General features: G+C 73.1%; 21 protein-coding genes and 1 pseudogene. 10 read left to right on the top strand and 12 right to left on the bottom strand.

Translation table 11 applies throughout. The annotated features are described in order from the left end of the window. Positions 1 to 70 precede the first annotated feature (70 nt). Together AB0K82_RS38795 and AB0K82_RS38790 are read right to left on the bottom strand one after the other, a co-directional pair. Positions 71 to 865, bottom strand: a complete 795-nt coding sequence (locus tag AB0K82_RS38795; protein ID WP_364407005.1) for a PhzF family phenazine biosynthesis protein — start codon at positions 863 to 865, stop codon at positions 71 to 73. Between the two features lie 28 nt (positions 866 to 893). Beyond that, positions 894 to 1,046, bottom strand: a complete 153-nt coding sequence (locus AB0K82_RS38790; protein ID WP_364406976.1) for a hypothetical protein — start codon at positions 1,044 to 1,046, stop codon at positions 894 to 896. A 277-nt stretch (positions 1,047 to 1,323) separates the two neighbouring features. Here AB0K82_RS38790 and AB0K82_RS38785 point away from each other — a divergent pair, with 277 nt between their 5' ends. Continuing rightward, positions 1,324 to 1,986 carry an LON peptidase substrate-binding domain-containing protein gene (locus tag AB0K82_RS38785; protein WP_364406974.1) on the top strand — a complete coding sequence of 221 codons (663 nt, stop codon included), beginning with the start codon at positions 1,324 to 1,326 and terminating at the stop codon, positions 1,984 to 1,986. Positions 1,987 to 2,008: 22 nt separating this feature from the next. Continuing rightward, positions 2,009 to 2,506, top strand: coding sequence for a Cys-tRNA(Pro) deacylase (ybaK, locus tag AB0K82_RS38780; RefSeq protein WP_364406971.1), 498 nt, complete (start codon positions 2,009 to 2,011; stop codon positions 2,504 to 2,506). Here the strand turns inward: ybaK and AB0K82_RS38775 are convergent. Continuing rightward, positions 2,390 to 3,001 carry a hypothetical protein gene (locus tag AB0K82_RS38775; protein WP_364406968.1) on the bottom strand — a complete coding sequence of 204 codons (612 nt, stop codon included), beginning with the start codon at positions 2,999 to 3,001 and terminating at the stop codon, positions 2,390 to 2,392. The two genes, ybaK and AB0K82_RS38775, sit on opposite strands and share 117 nt — an antisense overlap. A gap of 104 nt (positions 3,002 to 3,105) precedes the next feature. Here AB0K82_RS38775 and AB0K82_RS38770 point away from each other — a divergent pair, with 104 nt between their 5' ends. Next, positions 3,106 to 3,792 (top strand): DUF6882 domain-containing protein, encoded by a 687-nt coding sequence (locus tag AB0K82_RS38770; RefSeq protein WP_364406967.1) that lies wholly within the window; start codon positions 3,106 to 3,108, stop codon positions 3,790 to 3,792. Positions 3,793 to 3,798: 6 nt separating this feature from the next. Here AB0K82_RS38770 and AB0K82_RS38765 read toward each other — a convergent pair whose 3' ends face one another. Both AB0K82_RS38765 and AB0K82_RS38760 read right to left on the bottom strand, forming a co-directional pair. Then, positions 3,799 to 4,434: a GPP34 family phosphoprotein gene (locus tag AB0K82_RS38765; protein ID WP_364406964.1), complete on the bottom strand. Its 636-nt coding sequence runs from the start codon at positions 4,432 to 4,434 to the stop codon at positions 3,799 to 3,801. Positions 4,435 to 4,489: 55 nt separating this feature from the next. Then, the gene (locus AB0K82_RS38760; RefSeq protein WP_364406961.1) at positions 4,490 to 5,761 is read right to left on the bottom strand and encodes an MFS transporter; all 1,272 of its coding nucleotides are present in this window, start codon (positions 5,759 to 5,761) and stop codon (positions 4,490 to 4,492) included. A 71-nt stretch (positions 5,762 to 5,832) separates the two neighbouring features. Here AB0K82_RS38760 and AB0K82_RS38755 point away from each other — a divergent pair, with 71 nt between their 5' ends. Next, complete coding sequence (locus AB0K82_RS38755; RefSeq protein WP_364406958.1) at positions 5,833 to 6,798, top strand: helix-turn-helix domain-containing protein; 966 nt, start codon at positions 5,833 to 5,835, stop codon at positions 6,796 to 6,798. 41 nt (positions 6,799 to 6,839) lie between these two features. Here AB0K82_RS38755 and AB0K82_RS38750 read toward each other — a convergent pair whose 3' ends face one another. Both AB0K82_RS38750 and AB0K82_RS38745 read right to left on the bottom strand, forming a co-directional pair. Further along, entirely contained in the window at positions 6,840 to 7,526 is a 687-nt protein-coding gene (locus AB0K82_RS38750; protein WP_364406955.1) for a response regulator transcription factor, read from the bottom strand. After that, positions 7,523 to 8,848, bottom strand: a complete 1,326-nt coding sequence (locus AB0K82_RS38745) for a sensor histidine kinase (protein WP_364406952.1) — start codon at positions 8,846 to 8,848, stop codon at positions 7,523 to 7,525. The genes AB0K82_RS38750 and AB0K82_RS38745 overlap by 4 nt, the downstream gene beginning before the upstream one ends. Before the next feature lie 225 nt (positions 8,849 to 9,073). Here AB0K82_RS38745 and AB0K82_RS38740 point away from each other — a divergent pair, with 225 nt between their 5' ends. Then, a complete protein-coding gene (locus tag AB0K82_RS38740) occupies positions 9,074 to 10,474 on the top strand; it encodes an FAD-binding oxidoreductase (RefSeq protein WP_364406949.1) in 1,401 nt (466 codons plus the stop codon). Positions 10,475 to 10,658: 184 nt separating this feature from the next. Here the strand turns inward: AB0K82_RS38740 and dnaE are convergent, their stop codons facing one another. After that, positions 10,659 to 14,183, bottom strand: a complete 3,525-nt coding sequence (dnaE, locus tag AB0K82_RS38735) for a DNA polymerase III subunit alpha (RefSeq protein WP_364406946.1) — start codon at positions 14,181 to 14,183, stop codon at positions 10,659 to 10,661. Positions 14,184 to 14,569: 386 nt separating this feature from the next. On the opposite strand from dnaE, the gene AB0K82_RS38730 reads away from it, so the two are divergent. Further along, complete coding sequence (locus tag AB0K82_RS38730) at positions 14,570 to 15,967, top strand: amino acid permease (RefSeq protein WP_364406943.1); 1,398 nt, start codon at positions 14,570 to 14,572, stop codon at positions 15,965 to 15,967. A 1,271-nt stretch (positions 15,968 to 17,238) separates the two neighbouring features. Here AB0K82_RS38730 and AB0K82_RS38725 read toward each other — a convergent pair. After that, entirely contained in the window at positions 17,239 to 17,544 is a 306-nt protein-coding gene (locus tag AB0K82_RS38725) for a chorismate mutase (RefSeq protein WP_364407002.1), read from the bottom strand. 117 nt (positions 17,545 to 17,661) lie between these two features. Beyond that, positions 17,662 to 18,090 (bottom strand): annotated as a pseudogene (locus AB0K82_RS38720) (hypothetical protein); the annotation flags it as partial. A 427-nt stretch (positions 18,091 to 18,517) separates the two neighbouring features. Here AB0K82_RS38720 and AB0K82_RS38715 point away from each other — a divergent pair. The 4 genes from AB0K82_RS38715 to AB0K82_RS38700 all read left to right on the top strand — a co-directional run bounded on the left by AB0K82_RS38715 (position 18,518) and on the right by AB0K82_RS38700 (position 22,165). Beyond that, positions 18,518 to 19,531, top strand: coding sequence for a sigma-70 family RNA polymerase sigma factor (locus AB0K82_RS38715; protein ID WP_364406941.1), 1,014 nt, complete (start codon positions 18,518 to 18,520; stop codon positions 19,529 to 19,531). After that, complete coding sequence (locus AB0K82_RS38710; RefSeq protein ID WP_364406938.1) at positions 19,528 to 20,346, top strand: AraC family transcriptional regulator; 819 nt, start codon at positions 19,528 to 19,530, stop codon at positions 20,344 to 20,346. The genes AB0K82_RS38715 and AB0K82_RS38710 overlap by 4 nt, the downstream gene beginning before the upstream one ends. Positions 20,347 to 21,140: 794 nt before the next feature. Continuing rightward, positions 21,141 to 21,842: an AzlC family ABC transporter permease gene (locus tag AB0K82_RS38705; RefSeq protein ID WP_364406936.1), complete on the top strand. Its 702-nt coding sequence runs from the start codon at positions 21,141 to 21,143 to the stop codon at positions 21,840 to 21,842. Between the two features lie 11 nt (positions 21,843 to 21,853). Continuing rightward, positions 21,854 to 22,165 carry an AzlD domain-containing protein gene (locus tag AB0K82_RS38700; protein WP_364406933.1) on the top strand — a complete coding sequence of 104 codons (312 nt, stop codon included), beginning with the start codon at positions 21,854 to 21,856 and terminating at the stop codon, positions 22,163 to 22,165. A 10-nt stretch (positions 22,166 to 22,175) separates the two neighbouring features. On the opposite strand, the gene AB0K82_RS38695 is transcribed toward AB0K82_RS38700, so the two are convergent. Both AB0K82_RS38695 and AB0K82_RS38690 read right to left on the bottom strand, forming a co-directional pair. Continuing rightward, on the bottom strand, positions 22,176 to 23,177 hold the full coding sequence (locus tag AB0K82_RS38695; RefSeq protein ID WP_364406931.1) for a M24 family metallopeptidase: 1,002 nt from the start codon (positions 23,175 to 23,177) through the stop codon (positions 22,176 to 22,178). After that, positions 23,174 to 24,094 (bottom strand): ABC transporter ATP-binding protein, encoded by a 921-nt coding sequence (locus AB0K82_RS38690; RefSeq protein WP_364406928.1) that lies wholly within the window; start codon positions 24,092 to 24,094, stop codon positions 23,174 to 23,176. The genes AB0K82_RS38695 and AB0K82_RS38690 overlap by 4 nt, the downstream gene beginning before the upstream one ends. Between the last annotated feature and the right edge of the window lie 254 nt (positions 24,095 to 24,348).

The raw sequence follows: 24,348 nt of genomic DNA, 5'->3' as shown, positions 1-24,348 counted from the left end.
CGGCATGATCACCGGCGGTCGCCGCTCTCTATCGGCAGCAGGTGCCAGTGATCATGAAAGATGCCGAGGGTCAGGCGCGGAGGGTGCCTTCGATGACGGTTACGGCGCCGCCGCGCAGGATGACGCGGTCGTCGCGGACCGACAGGCGCACCTCTCCCCCGCGCGCCGACGCCTGGTAGGCCACCAGGTCGGTGCGGCCCAGGCGCTCGGCCCAGTAGGGCGCCAGCATGCAGTGCGCCGAGCCGGTCACCGGGTCCTCGGGGACTCCGACCCTCGGCGCGAAGAATCGGGACACGAAGTCGTGGTCCTCGCCGGGCGCGGTGACGCAGATCCCCCGGGCGTCGATCCGGCCGAGCGCCTGCTGATCGGGCCGCAGCGAGCGGACGGCCCCGGCCTCCGGGAGGACGGCCAGGACGTCGTTCTGGCCGTTGCGCCCGGTCCAGAGCGGCTCGACGCCGAGGGCCTCGGCCAGGCCGGCGGGCGGGTCGGCCTTCGTCGGAGGGACGGCGGGGAAGTCCATGGCGAGCAGGTCGTCCTCCCGCCGTACGGTCAGCACGCCGCTGTGCAGGGTCTGGAAGCGGATCGGCCGGTCGCCGGGGACGGCCCCGGTCTCGTACAGCACGTGCGCGGCGCCGAGTGTGGCGTGGCCGCAGAGGGCGACCTCGACGGCGGGCGTGAACCACCGCAGCTCGAAGTCGGCGTCAGCGTTCTCGACGGGGCGCGGGAACGCCGTCTCGGACAGGTTGAGCTCCGCCGCGACGCGCTGCATCCAACCCGCGTCCGCCGGGTCGGTCTGCGGGCAGACTCCGGCGGGATTGCCCGCGAACGGCCGGTCGGTGAAGGCGTCGACGACGTACACGCGCATGCGCATGCGCACACCCTAGGCCTCGGCGCTAAGCGCCGGGCCGCGCGCCTCCGGTGAACTGCTCCCAGTTCTCCTGCTGGTCCGCGGCGGCCGGGCCGCCGGTGGGGAAGCCGCCCCAGCGGCGGGGGCGGGCGACGATCCAGCCGAGCATGAATCCGACGCAAAGACTGGCGATCGCCAAGAACAACATGTTCAGCCACATAAGGGCCTCCGAACGACAAGTCGGCGGGAGGTACCGCCGTACCGCGGCGGCCGGGGCCGCGCGGTCGTCCGACCGTAACCCCGCAGCTCGCGGTGGTGTGTGCCGGTTGACGCGATCTAGTCCAAGGTGACTACGGTCACACCATCCGACCGGTGACCTCCGACTGGTCGTCGATCGTCGGAGCCGACCGCCTTTACGTTGTAGATCACAAGAAGCCGCGCGACGGCGACCGTCCTGACGTCGTACGCTGAACGCCGTGACCGAACGGCTGCCGATCTTTCCGCTGGGAGCCGTGCTGTTCCCGGGGCTGGTGCTGCCCCTCCAGATCTTCGAGGAGCGGTACCGCGACCTCATGCGCGACCTCCTCGAAGGCGAAGAGCCCTTCCGGTTCGGCGTCGTCTCCATCGAGCTCGGCCACGAGGTCGGTCCCGGTGCCGCCCGCCGGCTCGCCGCGGTCGGCTGCACGGCGGAGCTCCGCGGGGTCCAGCGGCACGACGACGGCCGCTACGACGTGGTCACCAGCGGCGGCACGCGGTTCCGGATCGAGGACGTCGACGACTCCCTGAGCTACCTCCGCGCCGACGTGACGATGCTGCCCGAGGAGAACGGTCCGGGCGTCGAGGAGATCGCCGGGCCGGTGACCCGGCTGTTCCATCGCTACTGCGACCGGCTGATCGAGCACGGCGCCGAGGTGACCGAACTCGACGACCTCCCGGAGCAGCCGGTCCAGCTGTCCTACGTGGTCGCCGCCTCGATGGTCCTGGACCGCCACGACAAGCAGCGACTGCTGCAGGCCGAGGACGCCGCGACCCGGCTCCACCTGGAGTACGACCTGCTGCGCCGGGAGAACCTCCTCCTCAAGGTGTTCCCCGCCGTGCCGGCGTCGGAGTTCCTCGGCGGCACCGTCAGCCCGAACTGACTCTCCGGAAGGAAAGAGACAAGTGGCATCGAACCGGCGATCGGGCGGCAAGGGCACGCCCGCGACCGTGTCGGCGACCCGCGCCGGAATCGAGTTCACCCTGCACCCGTACGAGGCCGATCCGGACGCGGACTCCTACGGCGAGGCCGCCGCCGACGCCCTCGGGGTCTCCCACGACCGGCTCTTCAAGACCCTGGTCACCGAGGTGGACGGCGACCTGACCGTCGCGGTCGTGCCGGTCTCGTCCTCGCTGGACCTCAAGGCACTGGCCGCCGCGGCCGGGGGCAAGCGCGCCGCGATGGCCGACCCGGCGCACGCCGAGCGCGTCACCGGGTACGTCCGTGGCGGCATCAGCCCGCTCGGGCAGCGCAAGCGGCTCCCGACGGTGGTCGACTCCTCCGCGTCAGGGTTCCCGACCATCTACGTCTCGGCCGGTCGGCGCGGCCTGCAGATCGAGCTCTCCCCCGCCGACCTGGTCCGGCTGACCGGAGCGTCGACGGCCGGCATCGCCCGCGGCTAGCCGGCCGCGCGACTCCCGGTGCGCCACGTCCAGCGCCTCCAGCAGGCCGAACACCACGACCGCCGTCAGCGGCCAGGCGAGGACCACGCCGAGGGCGTGCAGGCCGAGCGGGGCGCGGGCGAGCGCCCCGTCGCCGGCCGTCCGCAGCGCGTGCTGGTAGGCGCTCTCGCCGATGAGGTGCCCCAGCCGCCAGGCGACGACCGCGGCCGCGACGCCGCCCGCCGCGATCCCCGCGAGCGGGCCCAGGTCCCCCACCCGCCCGGCCAGCACATAGGCGGCGAGGCCGCAGAGCAGGCCCGCGGCAGCGGTCAGCACGGCGAACCAGCCGTCCGCCGCGATCAGTGTCTGGGTCTCCGGATCGGCGAGGAGGCCCTTGCCGCCCGAGACCTGGTAGACCGTCCGGGGCGCGATCGCGACCCACAACAGCCCGACGGGCACTCCCAGCACCGTGATCGCAAGTGCCGCCAGCAGTCCGATGCGTATCCGGCTCGCCACTCGCCCTCCCCCGGCGTTCGGTGAACAAGGCAGCGTAGCGCCTCAACCTGGACGCCCTCCTGGCCTGCTCCGGTCCTTTCATCTTCTGAGATAGTGTGCCCGGCATGTCTGGATTCAGCCCGGCCTTCGAGCGGCTCGGAGCCGCGTACGCGGCCGTCGCCGCCCAGCAGCGGGAGGTCCTGGCGGGGGTACTGCCGGCGGACGGCGACTGGACCACCGACCTGGCGAGCGGCACGTACACCAAGGGTGACGTCACGTTGCACGTCGCCCTGGTCGGGAGCTTCGCCGAGAAGGACCGCAGCTGGCTGTGGGGCTGGGCCAATCCGCAGTTCGGCCCGGAGCATCCGGCGGTGCTGAATCCGCGTCCCATGGGCTCCCGGCTCGGCGTGCCCGAGATGGCGACGCCCGAGCTGGACCTGGCCTGGTACGACGGGCCGGCGCAGAACGGCGGCGAACTGGTCGCCCTGGTCACCAACGGCCTCCTCGGCCTCCGCGGGACGATCCCCGGCCGCTACGAGGGCGGCGTCGCCTACTTCGCGGTCCGCGACCCGGCCGTGCCCGGCACCGTGTGGGACTCCGTCGCGGCGCCCCGGCTGATCACCGGCGGCCTCTCGCTCTTCCCGGCCGACCACCGGCTGACCGTGCTGCGGTTCTTCAGCCACCACCGCCTGCCGTACCGGCAGACCGAGACGTCGATCACCGCGAAGCTGCCGGACGGCGGATCCTGTGTCGCGCTGTTCGACGACCAGGATCGCCTGACCGACCTGTCGATGACCGTTTCCGGCCGCTGACCCTCGTCAGACGGAGACGCTCCCGAGTTCCACGGCGAGGGCCCGGCGTACGGCGTCGGCGATCCAGTCGCCCTCGGTCATCGCGCGCATCCGGTCCCGGAGCACACGCCAGTTCCCCGACGTGGCGAACACCGCCTTGCCCAGCCCCGCCCCGGCCACCAGCGCGCCGAGGGCGAGGGTACGGACGTCGGCGGGCGCACTCGTCGTGACGGCCGCGACCACGCGCTGCTGAGCCTCCCACAGCCCCACGATGTCCCGTACGGGATAGCGGGTCTCGACGAAGACGCCGAGCGTACGGTGGAGGCGGTGGCGGTCGACGGCGACCTGGCCGTGGTCGGCCAGGCGCGCCAGCAGCCGCTGCTGGTGGTCGGTCGCGCGCAGCCGGGTGACCCACTCCTGCGGGGTCCGGCCGCGGGGCGAGGCCGCGATGTCGGCGAGCAGTCCGTCGAGGATCGGATCGCCGACGGGCTCGGCGTCGGCGACGGCCAGCACCGCGCCGTCCAGCCGGAGCCGGTCGGCGAGCCTCAGCTCCGACAGCATCGCGCCGGCGACCCCGCAGTCGAGTTCGACCGGGCCGATGCGGCACTTTCCGCGCAGGTCATAGGCGAGGAGCAGCAGCTCCTCGGCCAGCGTCTCGGGCACGTTCCGCACTGTAAGCGGCTCGTACGAAGTCTCGGTAAACAGTAGGCAAAGCGTTTTACGTTGCCATAACCCGTCTCTTGATCCGGATCGACAGGAGTGCGGCGAGAAGGCACAGGGCCCCCGCGCCGTACCAGGCGGCGGCGTAGTCGCCGAGGCGGTCCCGGATGACGCCGGCGGTGACGGCGGCGGCCGCGGCGCCGATCTGGTGGGAGGCGAAGACCCAGCCGAAGACGATCGGTCCGGTCATCCCGAAGTGCTGCCGGCACAGGGCGACCGTCGGCGGCACCGTGGCGACCCAGTCCAGACCGTAGAAGATGATGAACACGAGCATGCTCGGGTGCGCGGTCCGGGCGAACAGGCTCGGCAGCACGAGCAGCGAGCATCCACGCAGGGCGTAGTAGACGCCGAGCAGCACCCGGGAGTCGACCCGGTCGGTGAGCCAGCCGGAGAAGATCGTGCCGACCACGTCGAAGATCCCCACGAGGGCCAGCAGGCTCGCGGCGGTCGTCTCCGGCATGCCGTGGTCGTGCGCGGCCGGGATGAAATGCGTGCCGACGAGGCCGTTCGTGGACGCGCCACAGATCGCGAAGCCGCCCGCCAGCAGCCAGAAGACGGGCTTCCGGGCGGCCGTGGCGAGCGAGCCGAGCGCCCGCCGCGCCGCCCCCGCGTTGCGCGGCTTGGGGACGATCTCGTCGGCGCCGTACGGCGGGAGGCCGACGTCCGCGGGGTGGTCGCGCAGGAGGAGCACGACCAGCGGCACGACGGCCAGCGCGGCGACGCAGACGGTCACCGCGGCGGACCGCCAGCCGTGCATGTGGGCCAGGTGCGCCAGGACCGGCAGGAAGACCAGCTGCCCGGCCGCGCCGGCCGCCGTGAGCACGCCGGTCACCAGGCCGCGGCGCGCGACGAACCACCGGGACGTCACGGTGGCGACGAAGGCCATGGCCATCGATCCGGTCCCGAGGCCGATCAGCACGCCCCAGCAGGCGACGAGCTGCCACGGCGCGGTCATGAAGACCGTCAGGCCGCTGCCCGCCGCCACCAGCAGGAGCGCGGCGGACACCACCGTGCGCATCCCGAACCGGTCCATCAGGGCGGCGGCGAACGGGGACGTCAGGCCGTACAGCAGGAGGTTGACCGAGACGGCGGAGGAGATGGTGCCCCGTGGCCAGCCGAACTCGGCGCGGAGAGGGTCGATGAGGACGCCGGGGGTGGCGCGGAACCCGGCGGCGCCGACGAGCGCGATGAGGGTCACCGCGGCGACGATCCAGGCACGGTGCGGGCGCGGGCGGGTCCGTACCGGTGTGTCGGGAAGTGTCTGGGTCACCCGATGGAGTCTCGCCGCCGGCGGCTCCCGCGACGAGTGGCCCGAAAGCCAACATATGAAAGAATCGGGCCATGCCGCATGAGGTGGTCGTCCTCGCCCTGAACGACGTCGTCGCGTTCGACCTCGGGGTTCCGTCGCAGATCTTCGGCGCGGCGCGGGACGCCGGCGGACGACCCCACTACCGGGTCCGCGTCTGCACCCCGGACGGCGGGCCGGTGCGCACCTCGGCCGGGTTCGCGGCCGTTCCCGACCACGGCCCGGAGATCCTCGCGGAGGCCGACACGGTCGTGGTGCCGGGGGTGCACGGCGGCGCGGCGCTGGAGGACGGCACCCTGGAGCCGCCGGTGGCCGCGGCCCTGGCCCGGCGGCGCCCGGACGCGCGGCTCATGTCGATCTGCACCGGCGCGTTCGTGCTGGCCGCCGCGGGCGTGCTGGACCGCCGCCCGGCGACGACGCACTGGGCGCACGCCGACCGGTTCCGCGCGCTCCACCCCGCGGTGCCGCTGGACCCGGACGTCCTGTTCGTGGACGACGGCGACGTGCTGACCTCGGCCGGGGTGGGGGCCGGGGTCGACCTGTGCCTGCACGTCATCCGCCGGGACCACGGCAGCGCCGTGGCGAACCGCGCGGCCCGGCGTTCGGTGATGCCGCCGTGGCGGGAGGGCGGGCAGTCGCAGTTCATCGAGCGACCGCTGCCGGCGCCCGCGGGCTCATCGACGGCGGAGACCCGCGCCTGGGCCCTCGAGCGGCTGCACGAGCCGCTCGACCTCACGCGGCTGGCGCGCCGGGCGGGGATGAGCGTGCGCACCTTCACCCGCCGGTTCCGGGCGGAGACCGGACTCAGTCCGGCGCAGTGGCTGGTCCGCCAGCGGATCGAGGAGGCCCGGCGGCTCCTGGAGACCACCGACCTGCCGATCGACCAGGTGGCCGGGCGCGCCGGCCTGGGCACCGCGGCGTCCCTGCGCCAGCACCTGCACGCGGCCGTGGGGGTCTCCCCGGCCGCCTACCGGCGGACGTTCGGCGCCGCGCGGGTCTGACGCCGCACCGCGGCCGGCGCCCACGGTGGACGTTCGGGGCGTCAGTGGTCGGACTCCCACGGCGCGGCGGAGCCGTCACCGGCCCTCACGAGGCCCGACTCGTAGGCCAGGACGACGAGCTGGGCGCGGTCGCGGGTGCGCAGCTTGGTCATCGCCCGGCTGACGTGCGTCTTGGCCGTCGTCGGGCTGATCACCATGTGCGCGGCGATCTCGTCGTTCGACATCCCGCGCGCGACCAGCGCGGTCACCTCCCGCTCCCGGTTGGTCAGGACGTCCATCACGTCCGGGGAGGCGGGCGGGCGCCGGGACACGAACTCCCTGATCAGACGCCGGGTGATGGCAGGGGCGAGCAGCGCGTCGCCCCGCGCGGCGACGCGGATGCCGTGCAGCAGGTCGGCGGGTTCGGTGTCCTTGACGAGGAAGCCGCTCGCGCCCGCGCGGAGCGCGTCGAAGACGTACTCGTCGAGCCCGTAGTTGGTGAGCATGACGACGTGGACGCCGGACATCCGTTCGTCGGCGGTGATCCGGCGGGTCGCCGCGATGCCGTCGAGGACCGGCATCTGCACGTCGACGAGGGCGACGTCGGGCAGGTGGGCGGCGGCGAGCGCGACGGCCTCCCGGCCGTCGGCGGCCTCGGCGACCACCTCGATGTCGTCCTCGGCCTGCAGCAGGGCACGGAACCCGGCGCGGATCAGCGCCTGGTCGTCGGCGAGCAGCACGCGGATCACAGTGCCGCCTCCTCGCCGCGGACGACGGCGGCCCGGCCGGGCACGGCCCGGTCGGCGGCGTGGTCGGGAACGGCGTGATCGGGAACGGCGTGATCGGCGGCCTGCTCGGCGGCGACCTGATCAGCGGCCCGGTCGGCGGCGCGGTTCGGGGCGGGCGCGGGGATCGGGTGGCCGTCCGTCCGGGGCCCGTCCGCGATCGGGAGTTCGGCGTGGACGGTGAAGCCTCCCTCGGAGCGGGGCTCGGCACGCAGTTCCCCGCCGAGCGCCGTGACGCGCTCCCGCATCCCGGTCAGCCCCACGCCCGGCTCCGGAGGCGCTCCGGGCGCGGCCCGCCCGTCGTCGTCGACCCGCACCGTCAGCGTGTCGCCGCCGTACCCGATGCGCACGGACGCGGCGGCCGGGCCGGCGTGCCGGGCGACGTTGGTCAGCGCCTCCTGGACGATCCGGTACGCCGCGCGGTCGACCGCGGCCGGCAGGTCACGCGGCCGGCCGGTGACCGTGACGTCGGCCGGCAGGCCCGCGGACCGGGCCCGGCGCACCAGGTCCGGCAGCCGGTCGAGCCCGCTGCCGCCGGGATCGCCGTCGCGCAGCACCTCCAGAGTGGCGCGCAGCTCCCGCATCGCCTCACCGCTGGCCTCCTGGATGGCCAGCAGGGCCTCGGGCACCGGCTCGCCGCGCTTGCGGGCGAGGTGGATCGCCACCCCCACCTGCACCTTGACGATGGAGATGCTGTGGGTCAGCGAGTCGTGCAGCTCGCGGGCGATCCGCAGGCGTTCCTCACCGGCCCGGCGCAGCGCCATCTCCTCCTGGGTTCGCTCGGCCTCCGCCACCCGCTCCCGTGCCTCGCGGACGTACGCCTCCCACTGCCGGAACGCGCCGCCCATCATCGCGCTGGCCAACAGCCACCCGGCCAGCAGGAACCGGTCCTGCAGCACCTGCCGGACCGGTTCCCCGTGGTGCAGCGTCAGATCGGTGATCACGGCGATGACGAGGGCGGCCTTGGGGACGAGTACGACGAACCGGTGCCCGGCGCGCATGGCGGTGAACAGCGCGACCATCACCGGCTCCGCGGCGGCCACGCCCGGGTAGCCGCGGACGAGGTAGGCGAGGACGCACCCGGTCGTGACCAGCAGCACGACGACCGGCGCCCGGCGGCGCCCGACGAGCGCGAACGACCCGGCCAGCAGGAGCAGGTAGCCGAAGGCGTCCAGCCCGGTGTGTCCGGGCGGCGCGATGGCCGCGCCGACCAGGGCGATGGCGGCCACGGCCGTCGCGATGATCAGGTCGGAGAAGGGCGGACTGAGCCGGTGCTGGATCCCCATCCGGGCAGCGTAAACCGCCGGCCGCCTTCTCCGGTTCCTCCTGAGAGGGGAGCCGCGCGCTACTCCCCCGGGAGTACGCCGGCCTTCGCTGCGCCGGACGCCGCAGCGCGACTGCCGTCCCCCGTACGACGACGGCGGGGCGGCCGGACGGCGAGCATCGACACCGTTCGAGAGGCGACCGCCGTCACGCCGGTGACGGCCGACACTCACGGGGAGCGGGACGACATGACGACTACGACGACCGCCGGACCGGAGGGGGTCGCGCGCACGCTGCGCGACACCTTCGCCGGGCCGGTGCACCTGCCCGGCGACGCGGCGTACGACGCGACGCGCTCCGGCTGGAACCTCCGGATCGAGCACCGTCCGCTGGTCGTCGCCGAGGCGACCGGCCCCGGTGACGTACGGGCCGCGGTCATCGCCGCGCGGGAGAGCGGGCTGCCGCTCACCGTCCAGGCGACGGGACACGGCACGCACGCGCCTGCCGACGGCCTGCTGCTCACGACGGGCCGGATGGCGGACGTGCGGGTCGACCCGTACCGGTGCGTCGCCCGCGTCGGTCCCGGCGCGCGCTGGTCCGACGTGATCGCCGCGGCCGCTCCGTTCGGCCTGGCGCCGCTGTCGGGCACGCCGTTCGTCGGCGTCACCGGGTACACCCTGGGCGGCGGGACCGGATGGCTGTCCCGCAAGCACGGGTACGCCGCCGACTCCGTCGTGACGGCCGAGCTGGTGACCGCCGACGGCGAGCACGTGACCGCGGACGCCGAGCACCACGCGGACCTGTTCTGGGCGCTGCGCGGCGGAGGCGGCAACTTCGGCGTGGTGACCGCCCTGGAGCTCCGGCTGCACGCCGTCGGCCGCGTCTACGCGGGGCTGTCCCTGTACGACGCCGGCAACGCGGCCGAGACACTCGCCCGCTACCGGGAGTGGGCGGCCGGTGAACCGGACGAGCTGAACACGGCCGTCATGCTCATGCGGATGCCGGACGTCCCGGCCGTCCCCGAGCCGGTGCGCGGCCGGCCGGTCCTCGCCGTCCGGGTCTTCCACCTGGGCGGGTACGAGGAGGCGGAACGCCGGCTCGGGCCGCTGCTGGAGGCGGCGGGCGCGCCGCTGGTGGACGGCTTCCGGGCGATGACGTTCGCCGAGGCCGGCACGGCGCTCGCCGGGGCGTCGTCGCCTCCGATGGCGGTCCGCCAGCACCTCGACCTGTTCCGGGACCTACCGGACGCGGTGCTCGGGACGCTGCCGGACGCGGCGTTCGGCGACGCGCCGGGGCCGGCGGTCGAGGTCCGGCACTGGGGCGGGGCGATGGCGCGGCCCGCGCCGGACGCCGGGCCGGTGGGCCACCGCGACGTGCCGTTCTCGGTGATCGCCACCGCGCCGTACGGGCCCGGCGGGACCGGGTACGGCGACGCGGGCGTACGGGCCCGGGTGGACGCGAGCGTCGACGACCTCGCCCGCCGGCTGCGGCCGTACGCGACCGGCGGGTCCTTCCTGAACTTCCTCACCGACCCGACCCGCACGCGGGACGCCTACACGCCGGAGGATCACGCGGGCCTGTGCCGGGTCAAGCAGACCTGGGACCCGGACGACGTGTTCCGCCCGGGCCACCACGTCCTGCCGCTGTGAGCGGATCCGCCGCGCCGGGACGAGCCGGCGGCCCGGAACGCCGCTCGAGACCGCCCGCCGACGCCGGTCCGCCCGTCGGCGCCGGTCCGTGCGGCGGCGCCGTTCCGCGCGGACCAGACGGATCGGCTTGAGGAGCCGATCAAGACCGCCCGCCGGCGCGGGTCCGCGCGGCGGCCGGGCCCGCTCAGACCAGACAGGTCGGCCCGAGGAGCTGCTTGAGGTCGCCCATCAGCGCCGGTGAGGCCGTGACCCGGAGCTTGTCGTCGAGGCGGACGACCGTGGTCCGCGGGCCGTTCTGCAACTGCAGGTGGACCTCGGTCTGGCCGGGGTGGGCGCCCAGCACCTCCTTCAGGCCCTGGACGACCGGCGGGGTCACCCGGGTCACCGGCATCGAGACGGTGAGCGGCCGGCCGGAGTCGCTGACCGTCAGGTCCGGCTGGGTGACCTCCATCGCGATCAGCTTCGGGGTGTCCTCGCGCTTGTCGAGGCGTGCCTTCACGACGAGGATGGCGTCCTCGGCGAGCAGCGTGGAGCACAGCTGGTACGCCGACGGGAAGATCATCAGCTCGATCGCGCCCTCGAGGTCCTCCAGGGTGGTCAGCGCCCAGGAGTCGCCCTTCTTGGTGACCTTCCGCTGCAGCCCCGAGACCAGGCCGCCGACGGTGACGATCTGCCCGTCCGCCCGCTCGTCGGCGGTCAGCGCGGCGATCGAGCAGTCGACGTTGGCGGACAGGATGTGCTCGATGCCGAGCAGCGGGTGGTCGGAGACGTACAGGCCGAGCATCTCGCGCTCGAAGGCGAGCAGGGTGGTCTTGTCCCACTCCCCCTCCGGGATGGCGATGTCGAACGTGGTGTCCACCACGTCGTCGCCCCCGCCGAACAGCGAGTCCTGCCCGATCGCCTCGTTGCGCTTGATGTCGATGATCGCGTCGATGGCCTGCTCGTGCACCATGACCAGGCTCTTGCGCTCGTGGCTCAGGCTGTCGAACGCGCCGGCCTTGATCAGCGACTCGACGACCCGCTTGTTGCACACCTGGGGCGGCACCTTGCGCAGGAAGTCCTGGAAGTCGGTGAAGCGGCCCTTCTCGGTGCGGGCCTTGACGATCGCGTCGACGACGTTCTCGCCGACGTTGCGGATCGCCGACAGGCCGAACAGGATCTCGGTGTCACCTTTCGGGGTGAAGTCCGAATCGGACTCGTTGACGTCGGGCGTGAGCACCTTGATGCCCATGCGGCGGCACTCGTTGAGGTAGAGGGCGCTCTTGTCCTTGTCGTCCTTGACCGAGGTGAGCAGCGCCGCCATGTACTCGGCCGGGTAGTTGGCCTTGAGGTAGGCGGTCCAGTACGAGACCAGGCCGTATCCGGCGGTGTGCGCCTTGTTGAACGCGTAGTCGGAGAAGGGCAGCAGGATGTCCCACAGCGCCTTGATCGCCTCTTTGGAGAAGCCCTTCTCCTTCATGCCGGACTCGAAGGTGGCGTACTGCTTGTCCAGCTCCGCCTTCTTCTTCTTGCCCATCGCGCGGCGGAGCAGGTCCGCTTGTCCGAGGCTGTACCCCGCGACCTTCTGCGCGATGGCCATGACCTGCTCCTGATAGACGATCAGGCCGTAGGTCGTGCTGAGGATCTCCTCGAGCGGCTCTTCCAGCTCCTTGTGGATCGGAGTGATCGGCTGCTGGCCGTTCTTGCGCAGCGCGTAGTTGGTGTGGGAGTTGGCGCCCATCGGGCCGGGACGGTACAGCGCGAGGGCCGCGGAGATGTCCTCGAAGTTGTCGGGGCGCATCAGGCGCAGCAGCGAGCGCATGCCGCCGCCGTCCAGCTGGAAGATGCCGAGCGTGTCGCCGCGAGCCAGCAGCTCGTACGCCTTCTTGTTGTCCAGCGGCAGCTTCAGCAGGTCGAGCTCGACGCCCTTGTTGGCCTTGATGGCCTTCAGCGCGTCCTGCATGATCGTCAGGTTGCGCAGGCCCAGGAAGTCCATCTTCAGCAGGCCGAGCGTCTCGCAGGTCGGGTAGTCGAACTGCGTGATGATCACGCCGTCGGAGTCACGGCGCATGATCGGGATGTGGTCGGTCAGCGGCTCCGCCGACATGATCACACCGGCGGCGTGCACGCCGGTCTGGCGGATCAGGCCCTCGAGGCCCTGCGCCAGATCCATGATCTGCTTGACGTCGGTCTCTTCCTCGTACAGCTTGCGCAGCTCGCCGGCCTCGCCGTACCGCGGGTGCTTCTCGTCGAAGATCCCCGACAGCGGGATGTCCTTGCCCATGACGGCCGGCGGGAACGCCTTGGAGATGCGGTCGCCCAGGGCGTACGGGAAGCCGAGGACGCGGCCCGCGTCCTTGATCGCGGCCTTGGCCTTGATGGTGCCGAAGGTGGCGATCATGGAGACCTTGTCGGCGCCCCACTTCTCGGTGACGTAGCGGATCGCGTCGGCGCGCCCACGCTCGTCGAAGTCGACGTCGATATCGGGCATCGACACGCGGTCGGGGTTGAGGAACCGCTCGAAGATCAGGCCGTGCGGGAGCGGGTCCAGGTCGGTGATTCCCATGGCGTACGCGACGAGCGAGCCCGCCGCCGAGCCACGGCCCGGGCCGACCGCGATCCCGTTGTTCTTCGACCACATGATGAAGTCGGCGACGACGAGGAAGTACGACGGGAACCCCATCTGGCAGATGACGTCCATCTCGTACTCGGCCTGCTTGCGGTGCTCCTCGTCGACCCCCTCGGGGAAGCGCCGCTCCATGCCCCGCCAGACCTCTTTGCGGAACCACGACTCCTCGGTCTCGCCCTCCGGCACCGGGAACCGCGGCATGAGGTTGCGGTACTCGAACATGCCGGACGGGTCGACGCGCTCGGCGACGACGAGGGTGTTGCGGCAGCCCTCGGCCCAGATGTCGGAGGTGTCGAGCGCCCGCATCTCGTCGGCGGTCTTGAGGTAGTAGCCGGACCCGTCGAACTTGAAGCGGCCCGGATCGGACAGCTGCTTGCCGGTCTGGATGCACAGCAGCGCGTCGTGCGCGGACGCCTCGGACTCCCGCGTGTAGTGCGAGTCGTTGGTGACGACCGGCGGGATGCCCAGCCTCTTGCTGATCTCGATCAGCCCGTCGCGGACCCGGCGCTCGATGTCGAGGCCGTGGTCCATCAGCTCCAGGAAGTAGTTCTCCTTGCCGAAGAGCTCCTGGTACTTGGCCGCGGCCTCCAGGGCCTTGTCGAAGTGGCCGAGGCGCAGCCGGGTCTGGACCTCGCCGGACGGGCAGCCGGTGGTGGCCATGAGGCCGGCCGAGTGCTCGGCCAGCAGCTCGAAGTCCATCCGGGCCCACTTGCGGACGAACCCCTCGGTGTAGGCCCGGCTCGTCAGCTTGAACAGGTTGTGCAGGCCCTCGGCGTTGCGCGCCCAGATCGTCTTGTGGGTGTAGTGGCCGCCACCGGAGACGTCGTCGCCCTTCTGGCTGGGCTCCCCCCAGCGCACCGGCTCCTTGTGGAACCGGGACGCCGGCGCGACGTACGCCTCGATCCCGACGATGGGCGTCACATCGGCCGCGGTGGCCTGCTTGTAGAAGTCGTAGGCGCCGTGGGTGTTGCCGTGGTCGGTCATCGCGATGGCCGGCATCTTCTGCCGGTCGACCTCGGCGAACATCTCCTTGAGACGGGCAGCCCCGTCGAGCATGGAGTACTCGGTGTGCACATGCAGATGCACGAACGAGTCACTCATGCGCGATGCGCCTCCTTCAGGCATGCGACGCCTCGCGTGCCCGAAGCACGCGCCGCGTCGGAAGTCGTCGTCTGGGGGTGAAGGGCCGGCCGGGGACCGGGTCCCCTGAGCCTAACGGTGCCGCAGTGATCGCCGGGGCCCGACACTCCGGATGTCCGGTTTATACCTGTTTTCGGTCGGCCATGTCTCTCCCCAGACGAGGCGTCTCCGGTCACGGCCCGCGGTCCGGACGACGGCGTACACCTCACCTACCAGGGTCTATCGCATTTCGGCCCGCGGATCGACCAAGCCCGTGTCGCGGCGCGAACACGCTCCGCCACCTTGTAAGGTCAGTGCCCGTATAGCGGTTTTCGGGGGAGCGGAACCCGCTGGAAATCGGAGGCTGCGTGTCGACAGCACTGGACCACCAGGGCACCGCTCCCGGCGACGAGGACGCCGGCTACATACAGTCCCTCGGCAACCGCCAGGTACGCATGATCGCGATCGGTGGCGCGATCGGCGTCGGCCTGTTCCTCGGGGCCGGCGGGAGGCTCGCCGCGGCCGGCCCGAGCCTCGTCCTCTCGTACGCCGTCTGCGGCATCGCGGCGTTCTTCGTCATGCGCGCGCTCGGCGAGCTGGTCCTGCACCGGCCCAGCGCGGGCAGCTTCGTCACGTACGCCCGGGAGTTCATCGGCCCGTGGGCCGGCTTCGCCAGCGGCTGGATGTACTGGCTCAACTGGGCGATGACCGGGGTGGCCGAGACCACCGCCGCCGGCATCTACGTGCACAAATGGCTGCCGCAGATCCCACAGTGGGTCACGGCCCTGGTCGCCCTGGCCGTGCTCCTGACGGTGAACCTCCTGTCGGTACGGCTCTTCGGTGAGCTGGAGTTCTGGTTCGCCGTGATCAAGGTCCTCGCCATCGTCGTCTTCCTGTTCGTCGGCCTGGCGCTGGTCCTCACCGGCGCCGGCGTCGGCGACGATCACGCCGGCGTCTCCAACCTCACCGCGCACGGCGGCTTCCTGCCGCACGGAGTGCCCGTCGTCCTGATGAGCCTGCAGGCGGTCGTGTTCGCCTACTCGGGGATCGAGATGGTCGGCATCGCCGCCGGCGAGACCGAGAACCCGCGCAAGGTGCTGCCCGGCGCGATCGGCAGCGTGATCTGGCGGATCGGCATCTTCTACGTCGGCTCGGTCCTGCTGCTCGCCATGGTCCTGCCCTGGACCGTCTACAGCGCGGACGAGAGCCCGTTCGTCACGGTGTTCTCGCGGCTCGGCGTCCCCGGCGCCGGCGACATCATGAACGCGGTCGTGCTCACCGCCGCCCTGTCGTCCTGCAACTCGGGCCTCTACTCCACCGGCCGCGTCATGCGGGCGCTGGCCGTCAAGGGCGAGGCGCCGAGGTTCGTGGGACGGATGAGCGCGCGGCATGTGCCGTACGGCGGGATCCTGTTCACCTCGATCGTGCTGCTCCTCGGCGTGGTCCTCAACTACGTCGTGCCGAAGATGGCCTTCGACATCGCCACTTCGATCGCCTCGCTCGGCGTCGTCGCCGTGTGGGCGACCCTGATCTCCTGCCAGCTCCGCCTCCGCGCCCGGGCGGACCGCGGCGAGATCGAGCGGCCGTCCTTCCGGATGCCGTGGGCCCCCGTGTCGAACTGGGTCACGCTCGGGTTCCTCGTCCTGGTCGTCGTCCTGATGGCCTTCGCGGACACGGCCAACAAGATCGCCTTCTGGTGCCTGCCCGGTGTCGCCGTCGTGCTGTTCGTCGGCTGGCGCGCCGTCCGAAGCCGCCGCGCCCCCTGACCCGGGCCCTTGTCCCGGCGGGGGGCAAGCGGAAGCCTCGGCAACCGGCGCGGGCGAGCGAAACGCTCGGCGACCGACGGGGGCGAGCGGAACGCTCGGCGACCGCGGCCATGGCAGGGCCGCGCTCCCGACGAGCCCGGATGAATTTCCACCACAAGGCTCTCTTCGCCGAGCATTCGGCCCACCCCCGAACCGGACCCATCACTCCGACGACCCGGACGCGTCAGGCCTCCGGACCAGTGGACACCGGACCGAGCACGCCGAACCGGTGGACGCCAGGCCGGGCACACTGGACCGGCGGGAGCCGGGCACGCCAGGGCCAATGGGGCACGGTGGACGCCGGGCCGGACGCCACGGCCGGCGGGGCGGGCCGAACGCTCGGCGAACGCGGCCATGACAGGGCCACCTTCCCGACGAAACCGGACGAAGTTCCACCGCCCGGCGGCCTTCGCCGAGCATCCGGCACGCCCCCACACGGAAACCCGCCACCCCGGCCGAACCACTAGATTCACCGGCGTCCCCGGACCAGCGGAAGCCGACCCGGGCATACCAAGCCGCCAGGTTCCTTCCCTGGCCCCGGCCGGTGGACCCCGGGCCGGTCACCCCCGGGCTGCCCGAACCCCGGCCGCCGCGCCCCTCCTGATCCGGGAGCCGTCCCGGCGGGGGCGGGCGGAAGCCTCGGCGAACGCGGCTATGACGGGGTCGCCTTCCCGACGAAACCGGACGAAGCTCCACCGCGCGGCGACCTTCGCCGAGCATTCGGTCCACCCCCGAACCGCACCCACCACTCCAGCGCCCCGGACCCGTCAGGCCTCCGGACCAATGGACGCCAGGACCGGCGGACCCCGGGCCGGTCACCCCAGGCCGCCCGAACCCCGGCCGCCGCGCCCCCTGATCCGAGGCCCCAGCGGGGGCGGGCAGAACGCTCGGCGAACGCGGCCATGACAGCGTCAGCTTCCCGGCGAACCCAGACGAAGCTCCACCGCGCGGCGACCTTCGCCGAGCATTCGGGCCGCCCCCGAACCGGACCCACCACGCCGGCGACCACCCGGACGCGCCAGGCCCCCGGACCCGCGGACGCTAAGACGGTGGACGCCGGACCGGGTACGTCAGGACGGTGGAGGCCGGGCCGGGCACGCCGGGACGACCGGGCGCGCCGGGACGGTGGAGGCCGGGCCGGGCACGTCAGGACGGTGGAGGCCGGGCCGGGCACGCCGCGGCGGCCGTCGGGCCGGGTATGCCGGGGCGGTGGAAGGGCGGGCCGGGGGCGGTCAGGCCGGGGAGAGGTCGCGCTCTTCGGACGCCTCCAGGCCGGCCTCGATGACGGCCGTCATGATGCGGCCGAGCCGGTCGGCGCCCAGTCGGGGCGCGCGCGACGCCATGGCCTCGACGATCTCGCGTTCGCGCCGCGGGTCCCGGCCCGCGAAGCCGCCGACCGGCTTGAGCCGCTGCACGGTGGCCGCCAGCTCCGCCCGGCGCTCCAGCAGCGTCGCCAGCGCCGCGTCGACCCGGTCGATCGCCGCCCGGGCGTCGGGGATCGTCTCCGGCACGTCGTCGCGCGTCAGGGCCCCGAGCAGCGCCGCCTTGGCCCGCACCCCGGCCACCACCTCCGGCTCGGCATCCTCGCCCAGGAGCAGTCCGCGCGCGCCCGCCGACAGCGCCGCGACGGCGAGGTCCGGGGCGGCCGAGACGTCGGCGAGGACGGGCCGGTGCCGTCCGGCCGCCCGGACCAGCGACAGGTCGATGGTCGCGTGCGGCAGGTGGGTGCGCGTGCCCGTCTCGCACAGGACGACGTCCTGGTTGCCCTCGGCGACGCAGTACTCCGCGGCCGACAGCCACTCCTCGAGCGTGGCCGCCGGGGCCCGCTGCACGACCACGGGACATCCCGTACGGGCCACCGCCCGCAAGAGCTGGAAGTCCTGCATCCAGGCGCCGCCGACCACGACTCCGTCCGCGTGCGTCACGATGGCCGGCAGGTCCAGGGCGGAGAACGGCTCGACGAGCAGCGGGCCGTGGTACGACCGGCGTACCCGGGTCAGCTCGGCGGCGGCGTTCGCCCGGCCGTGCAGCCGGCGCAGGCTGACCACGGCGACGTCCGGGTCGGCCGCCGGTCCGGCGATCATGACGGGGGTGTCCCGATCGTGCAGGTCCATCGGAATCTCCTTCCGGGGCGGGCCCGGAGCCGAGCCGCCCACTCACGGTGGAAAAGCGAAAGGCAGAGCCCGTGGGGCTCTGCCTTGGCCGGCTCGGGGGTCGTCGCTCAGGTCACGGCGACCGGCCCACCCGGAGCCGGCTGCGTAAACCCGAAATAGCGACGATCCACGTGCCCAGAGTAGCGGGGGCGACCGGAGGGTCGCCACCCGGCGGAATCCTCGTCTCGGCCAATGAGACGCACAGCGGTACCGGGCCCGCGTCACCTCCGGGTAGACCGACGGTCTCGGGCGAGTCAGTGCCGTTCTGTCGTAGGGCGGGCGTATACCGGGACGATGGGCCTGCGGCGTTTGCCCGCGGGTCGCCGGTCACCCGGAGCGACGAACTCGAGGGGTCACCATGAGCACGGACAAGGCGGTCAAGGACGACTTCCTACGACAGGCGGTTCCGTACCGGCGCGAGCTGCTGGCGCACTGCTACCGCATGCTCGGCTCGGTGCACGACGCGGAGGACCAGGTCCAGGAGACGTACCTGCGCGCGTGGCGCTCCTACGACGGCTTCGAGGGCCGGTCCTCGCTGCGGACGTGGCTGCACCGGATCGCCACCCGCACGTGCCTGACCGCCCTGGAGAGCCGGGGTCGCCGGCCTCTGCCGACCGGTCTCGGCGAGCCGAGCGCCGACCCGTACGACCCGCTGATCGAGCGGTCCGAGGTGCCCTGGCTGGAGCCGATCCCCGACGCGATGGCCGGCGCCGAGCACGCCGACCCCGCCGCGATCGTCGCCTCCCGGGAGAGCATCCGGCTCGCGTTGATCGCCGCCCTCCAGCACCTTCCGCCCCGGCAGCGCGCGGTGCTGATCCTGCGCGACGTGCTGAAGTGGCGGGCCGCCGAGGTGGCGGAGGCGCTGCACACGACCACCACGGCGGTGAACAGCATCCTGCAGCGCGCCCGCGCCCGGCTCGACGAGGTGGCGACTCCGCCGGAGGACCTGGCCGAGCCGACGTCGGCGGAGGAGCGCGCGCTGCTCGCCCGTTACGTCCGGGCGTTCGAGGAGTACGACGTCGCCGCCATCGTGGAGCTGCTCACCGCGGACGCCGTCTGGGAGATGCCGCCCTACACCGGCTGGTACCAGGGCGCGGAGAACATCGGCCGGCTGATCGGCGAGCAGTGCCCCGCCGACGGCCCGGGCGCGATGCGGTTGGTCCCGACCCGGGCGAACGGCCAGCCGGCCTTCGCCGTCTACATGCGCGCCGCCGACGGCGCGCACCACGCGTTCGCGCTGCAGGTGGTCACGCCCGGGCCGACCGGAGTCGCGCACGTCGTCATGTTCTTCGACCTGCGGCTCTTTCCGAAGTTCGGGCTGCCGGTGGTGCTGCCGGCCACGTCGGCGGCGCCGATAGCATCGGTGCCATGAGCCGGGAGGTCGCGCACTACCGGCGACACCCGGCCGAGCCGGGCGTCGACCTGCTCAGCGCCCGTTACGTCACCCACCGCTACGCCAGGCACGCGCACGCCACCTACACCGTCGGACTGATCGAGTCCGGGGTGGAGGAGTTCGAGCACGCCGGGTCGCTGCTGCGGGCGACCACCGGCCAGCTCCTGCTCCTGAACCCGGAGGTCGTCCACACCGGTCACGCGGGCGTCCCCGAGGGCTGGCGCTACCGCGTGCTGTACCCCACGGTCGACGTCGTGGCGCAGATCGCCGCCGAGCTGGGCGCCCCGTCCGGCACGCCCTACTTCCCCCAGACGGTGCTGGACGACCCGGAGGCCGTCCGGCTGCTGCGCGCCGTGCACCACAGCGCCGACGGCGGCGACGCGCTCGCGGCCTCCTCCACGCTGCACCGGGCGCTCGCCGGCCTCCTGCGCCGCCACGCCGCCCGGCCGCCCCGGGCGGTCCCACGCGGCGCGCCGCCGCGGGCGGTCCGCGCCGCCCGCGAGATCCTTCACGAGCGGCTGTCCGACCCGCCGTCCCTCGACGACCTGGCCGCCATGGTCGGCACCGGCCGGTTCGCCCTCCTGCGCGCGTTCCGGGCCGCGTACGGGCTGCCGCCCCACGCCTACCTGGTCAACCTGCGGGTCCAGCGCGCCCGGGCCCTCCTGGACGTCGGCGTCCGGCCCGCGGAGGTCGCGGCCGACCTCGGGTTCACCGACCAGGCGCACCTGACCCGGCATTTCAAGCGGATCGTCGGCGTACCGCCCGGCGCCTACCTCCTCGGCCGCCCCGCCTGACCGCCCACCCGCGCGGCAGCCCCGCCCAGCCGCCGCGCCCGGCAGCCTCGCCCGGCCGCCCCATCTTGCCCAGGACGGGTCGGAGTCGGCCTGCCAGGTCGGTCGAGCGGGTCTTCCGTGAGGAGTACGGCCGCGCGGTGGCCGTCCTGGTCCGTGTCTTCGGCGACATCGGCATCGCCGAAGAGGCGTCCAGGACGCCGTTCCGGCCCGGCGTGGACCTGGACGTGCGCGACGGGGAGATCGTCGGCCTGGTCGGAGAGTCGGGGCCCGACAAACCCCGGACCGCGCTGTCCGTCGGCGAGTTGCGGACCGCCCCGCCCGGCACCACGCCGCCCGGCCGCCTCACCCGACCACCCCGCCCAGCCGCCTCACCCGACCACCCCGCCCAGCCGCCTCACCCGACCACCCCGCCCAGCCGCCTCACCCGACCACCCCGCCCAGCCGCCGTGCCCGACAGCCCGCGCGGCCGCCCCATCTTGACCGCCCCGCCCGGCGCCTGCCTGTCCGATCGCCCCGAGCGGCTCTTCCGCTCGGTGGGCGGACGGGATGCTCGGTCAACCCCGAATTCCGCGAGCGGTATGAGGCGCTTCATCCCGCTCCGTCCGCCGGATCGCCGTGCCTTCCGTACGGAAACGTCGCGGACTCCGAGACCGGTCGGCCGCTCGCCGCGGCTCTGTCCCGGAGGCGGTGCCACGGCCGCGGTCGGCGGGCGGCCCTGGAGGTGCCGAACAGCGCCGGGCTGAACTGCAATTTCGTGCAAGACCGGTAGATGTCGGGCCGCTTAGCCTGCGGGCATGGATTCGCAGACACGTCCTGCCGTCCGCGACGGGCTGGGCGTCGGCCTGGCCGTCGGCCTGTCCGGGCTGGCGTTCGGAGCCGCCGCGGTCGCCGCCGGGCTCGGCGTGGCGCAGGCCTGCGCGCTGAGCGTCGTGGCGTTCACGGGAGCGTCGCAGTTCGCGCTGATCGGGGTGGTCGCCGGGGGCGGCAACCTGATCGCCGGGGCCCTCGGCGCCGTACTCCTGGGCGGCCGCAACGCCCTGTACGGTCTGCGGCTCGCGCCGACGCTCGGCGTACGCGGGTGGCGCCGGCTGCTGACCGCCCATCTGGTCATCGACGAGACGACCGCGGTGGCCACGGCCCAGCCCGCCCCCCGGTCGGCCCGCGCGGGTTTCTGGGCCACCGCGATCAGCCTCTACCTCACCTGGAACCTCTCCACCCTGTTCGGCGCGCTCGGCGCGGCCCGGCTGGGGAATCCGGAGACGTACGGCCTCGACGTGGTCGGCCCGGCGGCGTTCCTCGCCCTGCTGTGGCCCCGCCTCACCTCCGGCGGCACCGAGCGGATCGTGGCGCTGCTCGCGATGGCCATCGCGGTCGCGACCACGCCGCTGCTGCCGCCGGGCGTGCCGATCATGCTGGCGGCGGTCGCCGCGCTGGCCGGGATCGTACGTCGCACTCCCCCGGTACGCCCGGCCCCCGAAGAGCTCACGAGAGTCTAGACAGGAGAGTCATGGCCGTCTGGATCGCCGTCCTCGCGACGGGACTCGGCTGCTACGCGCTCAAACTCGCCGGGCTCGTCGCCCCGCAGCGCGTGCTGGACGACGAGCGGGTGCGGCGGTTCACCGCGCTGGTGCCGGTCGCGCTGCTGACCGCACTGGTCGCCGTGCAGACACTGGCGCACGGCCGCGCGCTGGAGCTGAACGGTCCCCGGCTGGCCGGCCTCGCCGCCGCCGTCGTCGCGCTGCTCCTGCGCGCTCCGTTCCTCGTCGTGCTGGTGGTCGCGGCCGTCGTCGCCGCCGGCCTCCGCGCGCTCGGCGTCTGAACCGGACGCGCTACAGGTCGACCACCGAGAGCAGCCGAGGCGTCTGATTGAGCCGGCGGGCGCCCATGTCGGTGCAGACGACGACGTCCTCGATCCGTGCCCCGTACAACTCGGGCAGGTAGACGCCGGGTCCGATCGACATGGTCACACCCGCGTCGAGGACGGTTCCGTCCTCGGGCGTCAGGTAGGGCGGCTCGTACTCGTCGAGGCCGATGCCGTGGCCGGTTCGGTGGAGGATGAACGCGCCGTACCCGTTGTCCGCGATGACCTCGCGGGCGATCGCGTCGATCTCGCCGACCGCGACACCGGGGCGTACCGCCTCGCACGCGGCGGTCTGGGCGGCGAGCACCACCGAGTACATGGCCTCGAAGTCCTCGGGCGGCTCGGCCACCACGAACATCCGCGCCGTGTCGGAACAGTAACCGCCGTACCGGCCGCCGATGTTCACCCGGACGGCGTCACCGGGGTTGATCACCCGGCCGGAGGGCCGATGGTGGGGATCGGCCGAGTTCTCCCCCGCCGCGACGGCCACGGACATGATCTCCTCGTGCCCGGTCTCGAGCAGCAGGGCCCGCAGCCGCCGCGCCATCTCGCGCTCCGTCGAGCCGGACCAGGTGAGGTCGCGCGCCGCGACCAGCGCCCGGTCGACCGCGTTCGCCGCGCGGTCCATCACCTCGATCTCCTCGGCGGACTTGCGCATCCGGAGGGGGGCGAGCAACGGCGCGGCGGAGGCGATCGGCGTCTCCGGGCCGAGCGCCGCCTGCAGGGCGAGCAGCTCATGGGCCGGCATCTGCGGATCGACCGCGACCCGCGCGCCGACGGGGACGAGCGCGACCACGTCGCGATCCGTGTCGACGGCCTGGACCGGCGGGCCGTCGGGCGTGACGACGAGGAAGGTCGGGAGCGTCTCCTCGATGAGGTACCTCAGGTTCGACGACGGCCGGAGGACGAGCACGTCGACGGCGTGCGCGGTGAGCAGGGACCGGAGCCGGTCCAGGCGTTCCGCGCTCACTCGGCGGCCGAGCCCGGTGCGTCGTAGAGCCAGCAGGCCACTCCGCCCAGGGGCACCGGCTCCCGGACGGAGCAGACGTCCATCGCGCTCGGACAGCGTGGATGGAACCGGCAGCCCGAGGGCGGTGCCGCCGGGTTGGGAACGTCGCCGGGGAGCTCGGCGGGGAGCGTGCCGGAGCCGTCCGGCGTGGGGATCGCGGCCAGCAGCGCCCGGGTGTAGGGGTGTTTCGGGTCGTCCCAGACCTCGGCGGTCCGGCCGATCTCCACGATCTTGCCGAGGTACATCACCGCGATCCGGTCCGCGATCAGCCGGACCACCGACAGGTCGTGGCTGATGAACAGCAGCCCGGCGCCGGATTCGACGGCGAGGGACCGCATCAACCCCGCGACCTGCGCCTGCGCGGAGGCGTCCAGCGCGGAGATGGGCTCGTCTCCGATCAGCAGGGACGGTTCCGCGGCGAGGGCACGGGCGATGGCGATGCGCTGCCGCTGCCCGCCGGAGAACTCATGCGGGTAACGGCCGGCCATGTCCGCGTCGAGACCGACTCGTTCCAGGAGCTCTCCCGGCGTCGCCTCGCCGCGGACCCCGTCGGCGATCTGCCTCCCCACCCTGCGGCGCGGGTTGAGCGAGGCGTACGGGTCCTGGAACACCATCTGGATCCGGGTCAGCGCCGGATCGCGGCGGCGCAGGCCGAGCGGGCGTACCGGACGGCCCTCGAACGCGACCGAACCACCGGTGGGAGCGGTGATCCCGCAGACCGCGCGGGCGAGCGTCGACTTTCCGCAGCCGGACTCGCCGACCAGGCCGACGACCTCGCCCGGTTCGACGGTGAGGCTCGCTCCCGCGACGGCCCGGACCGGCGGCCGACCCGGGGTGTGGTGGTCGACGACCAGGTCCTCGACGGACAGAAGAGTCATGAATCCTCCTTCGTCGGAGGGGCGACCCGTGAGGCAGCGCCTTCGATTCCCTCGCTCCGCTCGGTCATGAATCCTCCTTCGCCGGAGGAGCGACCCGTGAGGCAGCGCCTTCGATTCCCTCGCTCCGCTCGGTCATGAATCCTCCTTCGCCGGAGGAGCGACCCGTGAGGCAGCGCCTTCGATTCCCTCGCTCCGCTCGGTCATGAATCCTCCTTCGCCGGAGGAGCGACCCGTGAGGCAGCGCCTTCGATTCC

Source organism: Actinoallomurus sp. NPDC052274 (genome assembly GCF_040679475.1).
Taxonomy (GTDB): domain Bacteria; phylum Actinomycetota; class Actinomycetes; order Streptosporangiales; family Streptosporangiaceae; genus Actinoallomurus; species Actinoallomurus liliacearum.
The sequence above is the reverse complement of the archived record's forward strand: the minus strand, read 5'-3'. Positions and strand labels throughout refer to the sequence as shown.

Excerpts from the sequence above, each read along its gene's own strand:
- AB0K82_RS38690 (WP_364406928.1), bottom strand. The coding sequence starts at position 24,094 with ATGACTCTTCTGTCCGTCGAGGACCTGGTCGTCGACCACCACACCCCG.
- AB0K82_RS38715 (WP_364406941.1), top strand. The coding sequence starts at position 18,518 with ATGAGCACGGACAAGGCGGTCAAGGACGACTTCCTACGACAGGCGGTT.
- dnaE (WP_364406946.1), bottom strand. The coding sequence starts at position 14,183 with ATGAGTGACTCGTTCGTGCATCTGCATGTGCACACCGAGTACTCCATG.
- AB0K82_RS38770 (WP_364406967.1), top strand. The coding sequence starts at position 3,106 with ATGTCTGGATTCAGCCCGGCCTTCGAGCGGCTCGGAGCCGCGTACGCG.
- AB0K82_RS38700 (WP_364406933.1), top strand. The coding sequence starts at position 21,854 with ATGGCCGTCTGGATCGCCGTCCTCGCGACGGGACTCGGCTGCTACGCG.
- AB0K82_RS38740 (WP_364406949.1), top strand. The coding sequence starts at position 9,074 with ATGACGACTACGACGACCGCCGGACCGGAGGGGGTCGCGCGCACGCTG.
- AB0K82_RS38710 (WP_364406938.1), top strand. The coding sequence starts at position 19,528 with ATGAGCCGGGAGGTCGCGCACTACCGGCGACACCCGGCCGAGCCGGGC.
- AB0K82_RS38755 (WP_364406958.1), top strand. The coding sequence starts at position 5,833 with ATGCCGCATGAGGTGGTCGTCCTCGCCCTGAACGACGTCGTCGCGTTC.
- AB0K82_RS38795 (WP_364407005.1), bottom strand. The coding sequence starts at position 865 with ATGCGCGTGTACGTCGTCGACGCCTTCACCGACCGGCCGTTCGCGGGC.
- AB0K82_RS38745 (WP_364406952.1), bottom strand. The coding sequence starts at position 8,848 with ATGGGGATCCAGCACCGGCTCAGTCCGCCCTTCTCCGACCTGATCATC.
- AB0K82_RS38705 (WP_364406936.1), top strand. The coding sequence starts at position 21,141 with ATGGATTCGCAGACACGTCCTGCCGTCCGCGACGGGCTGGGCGTCGGC.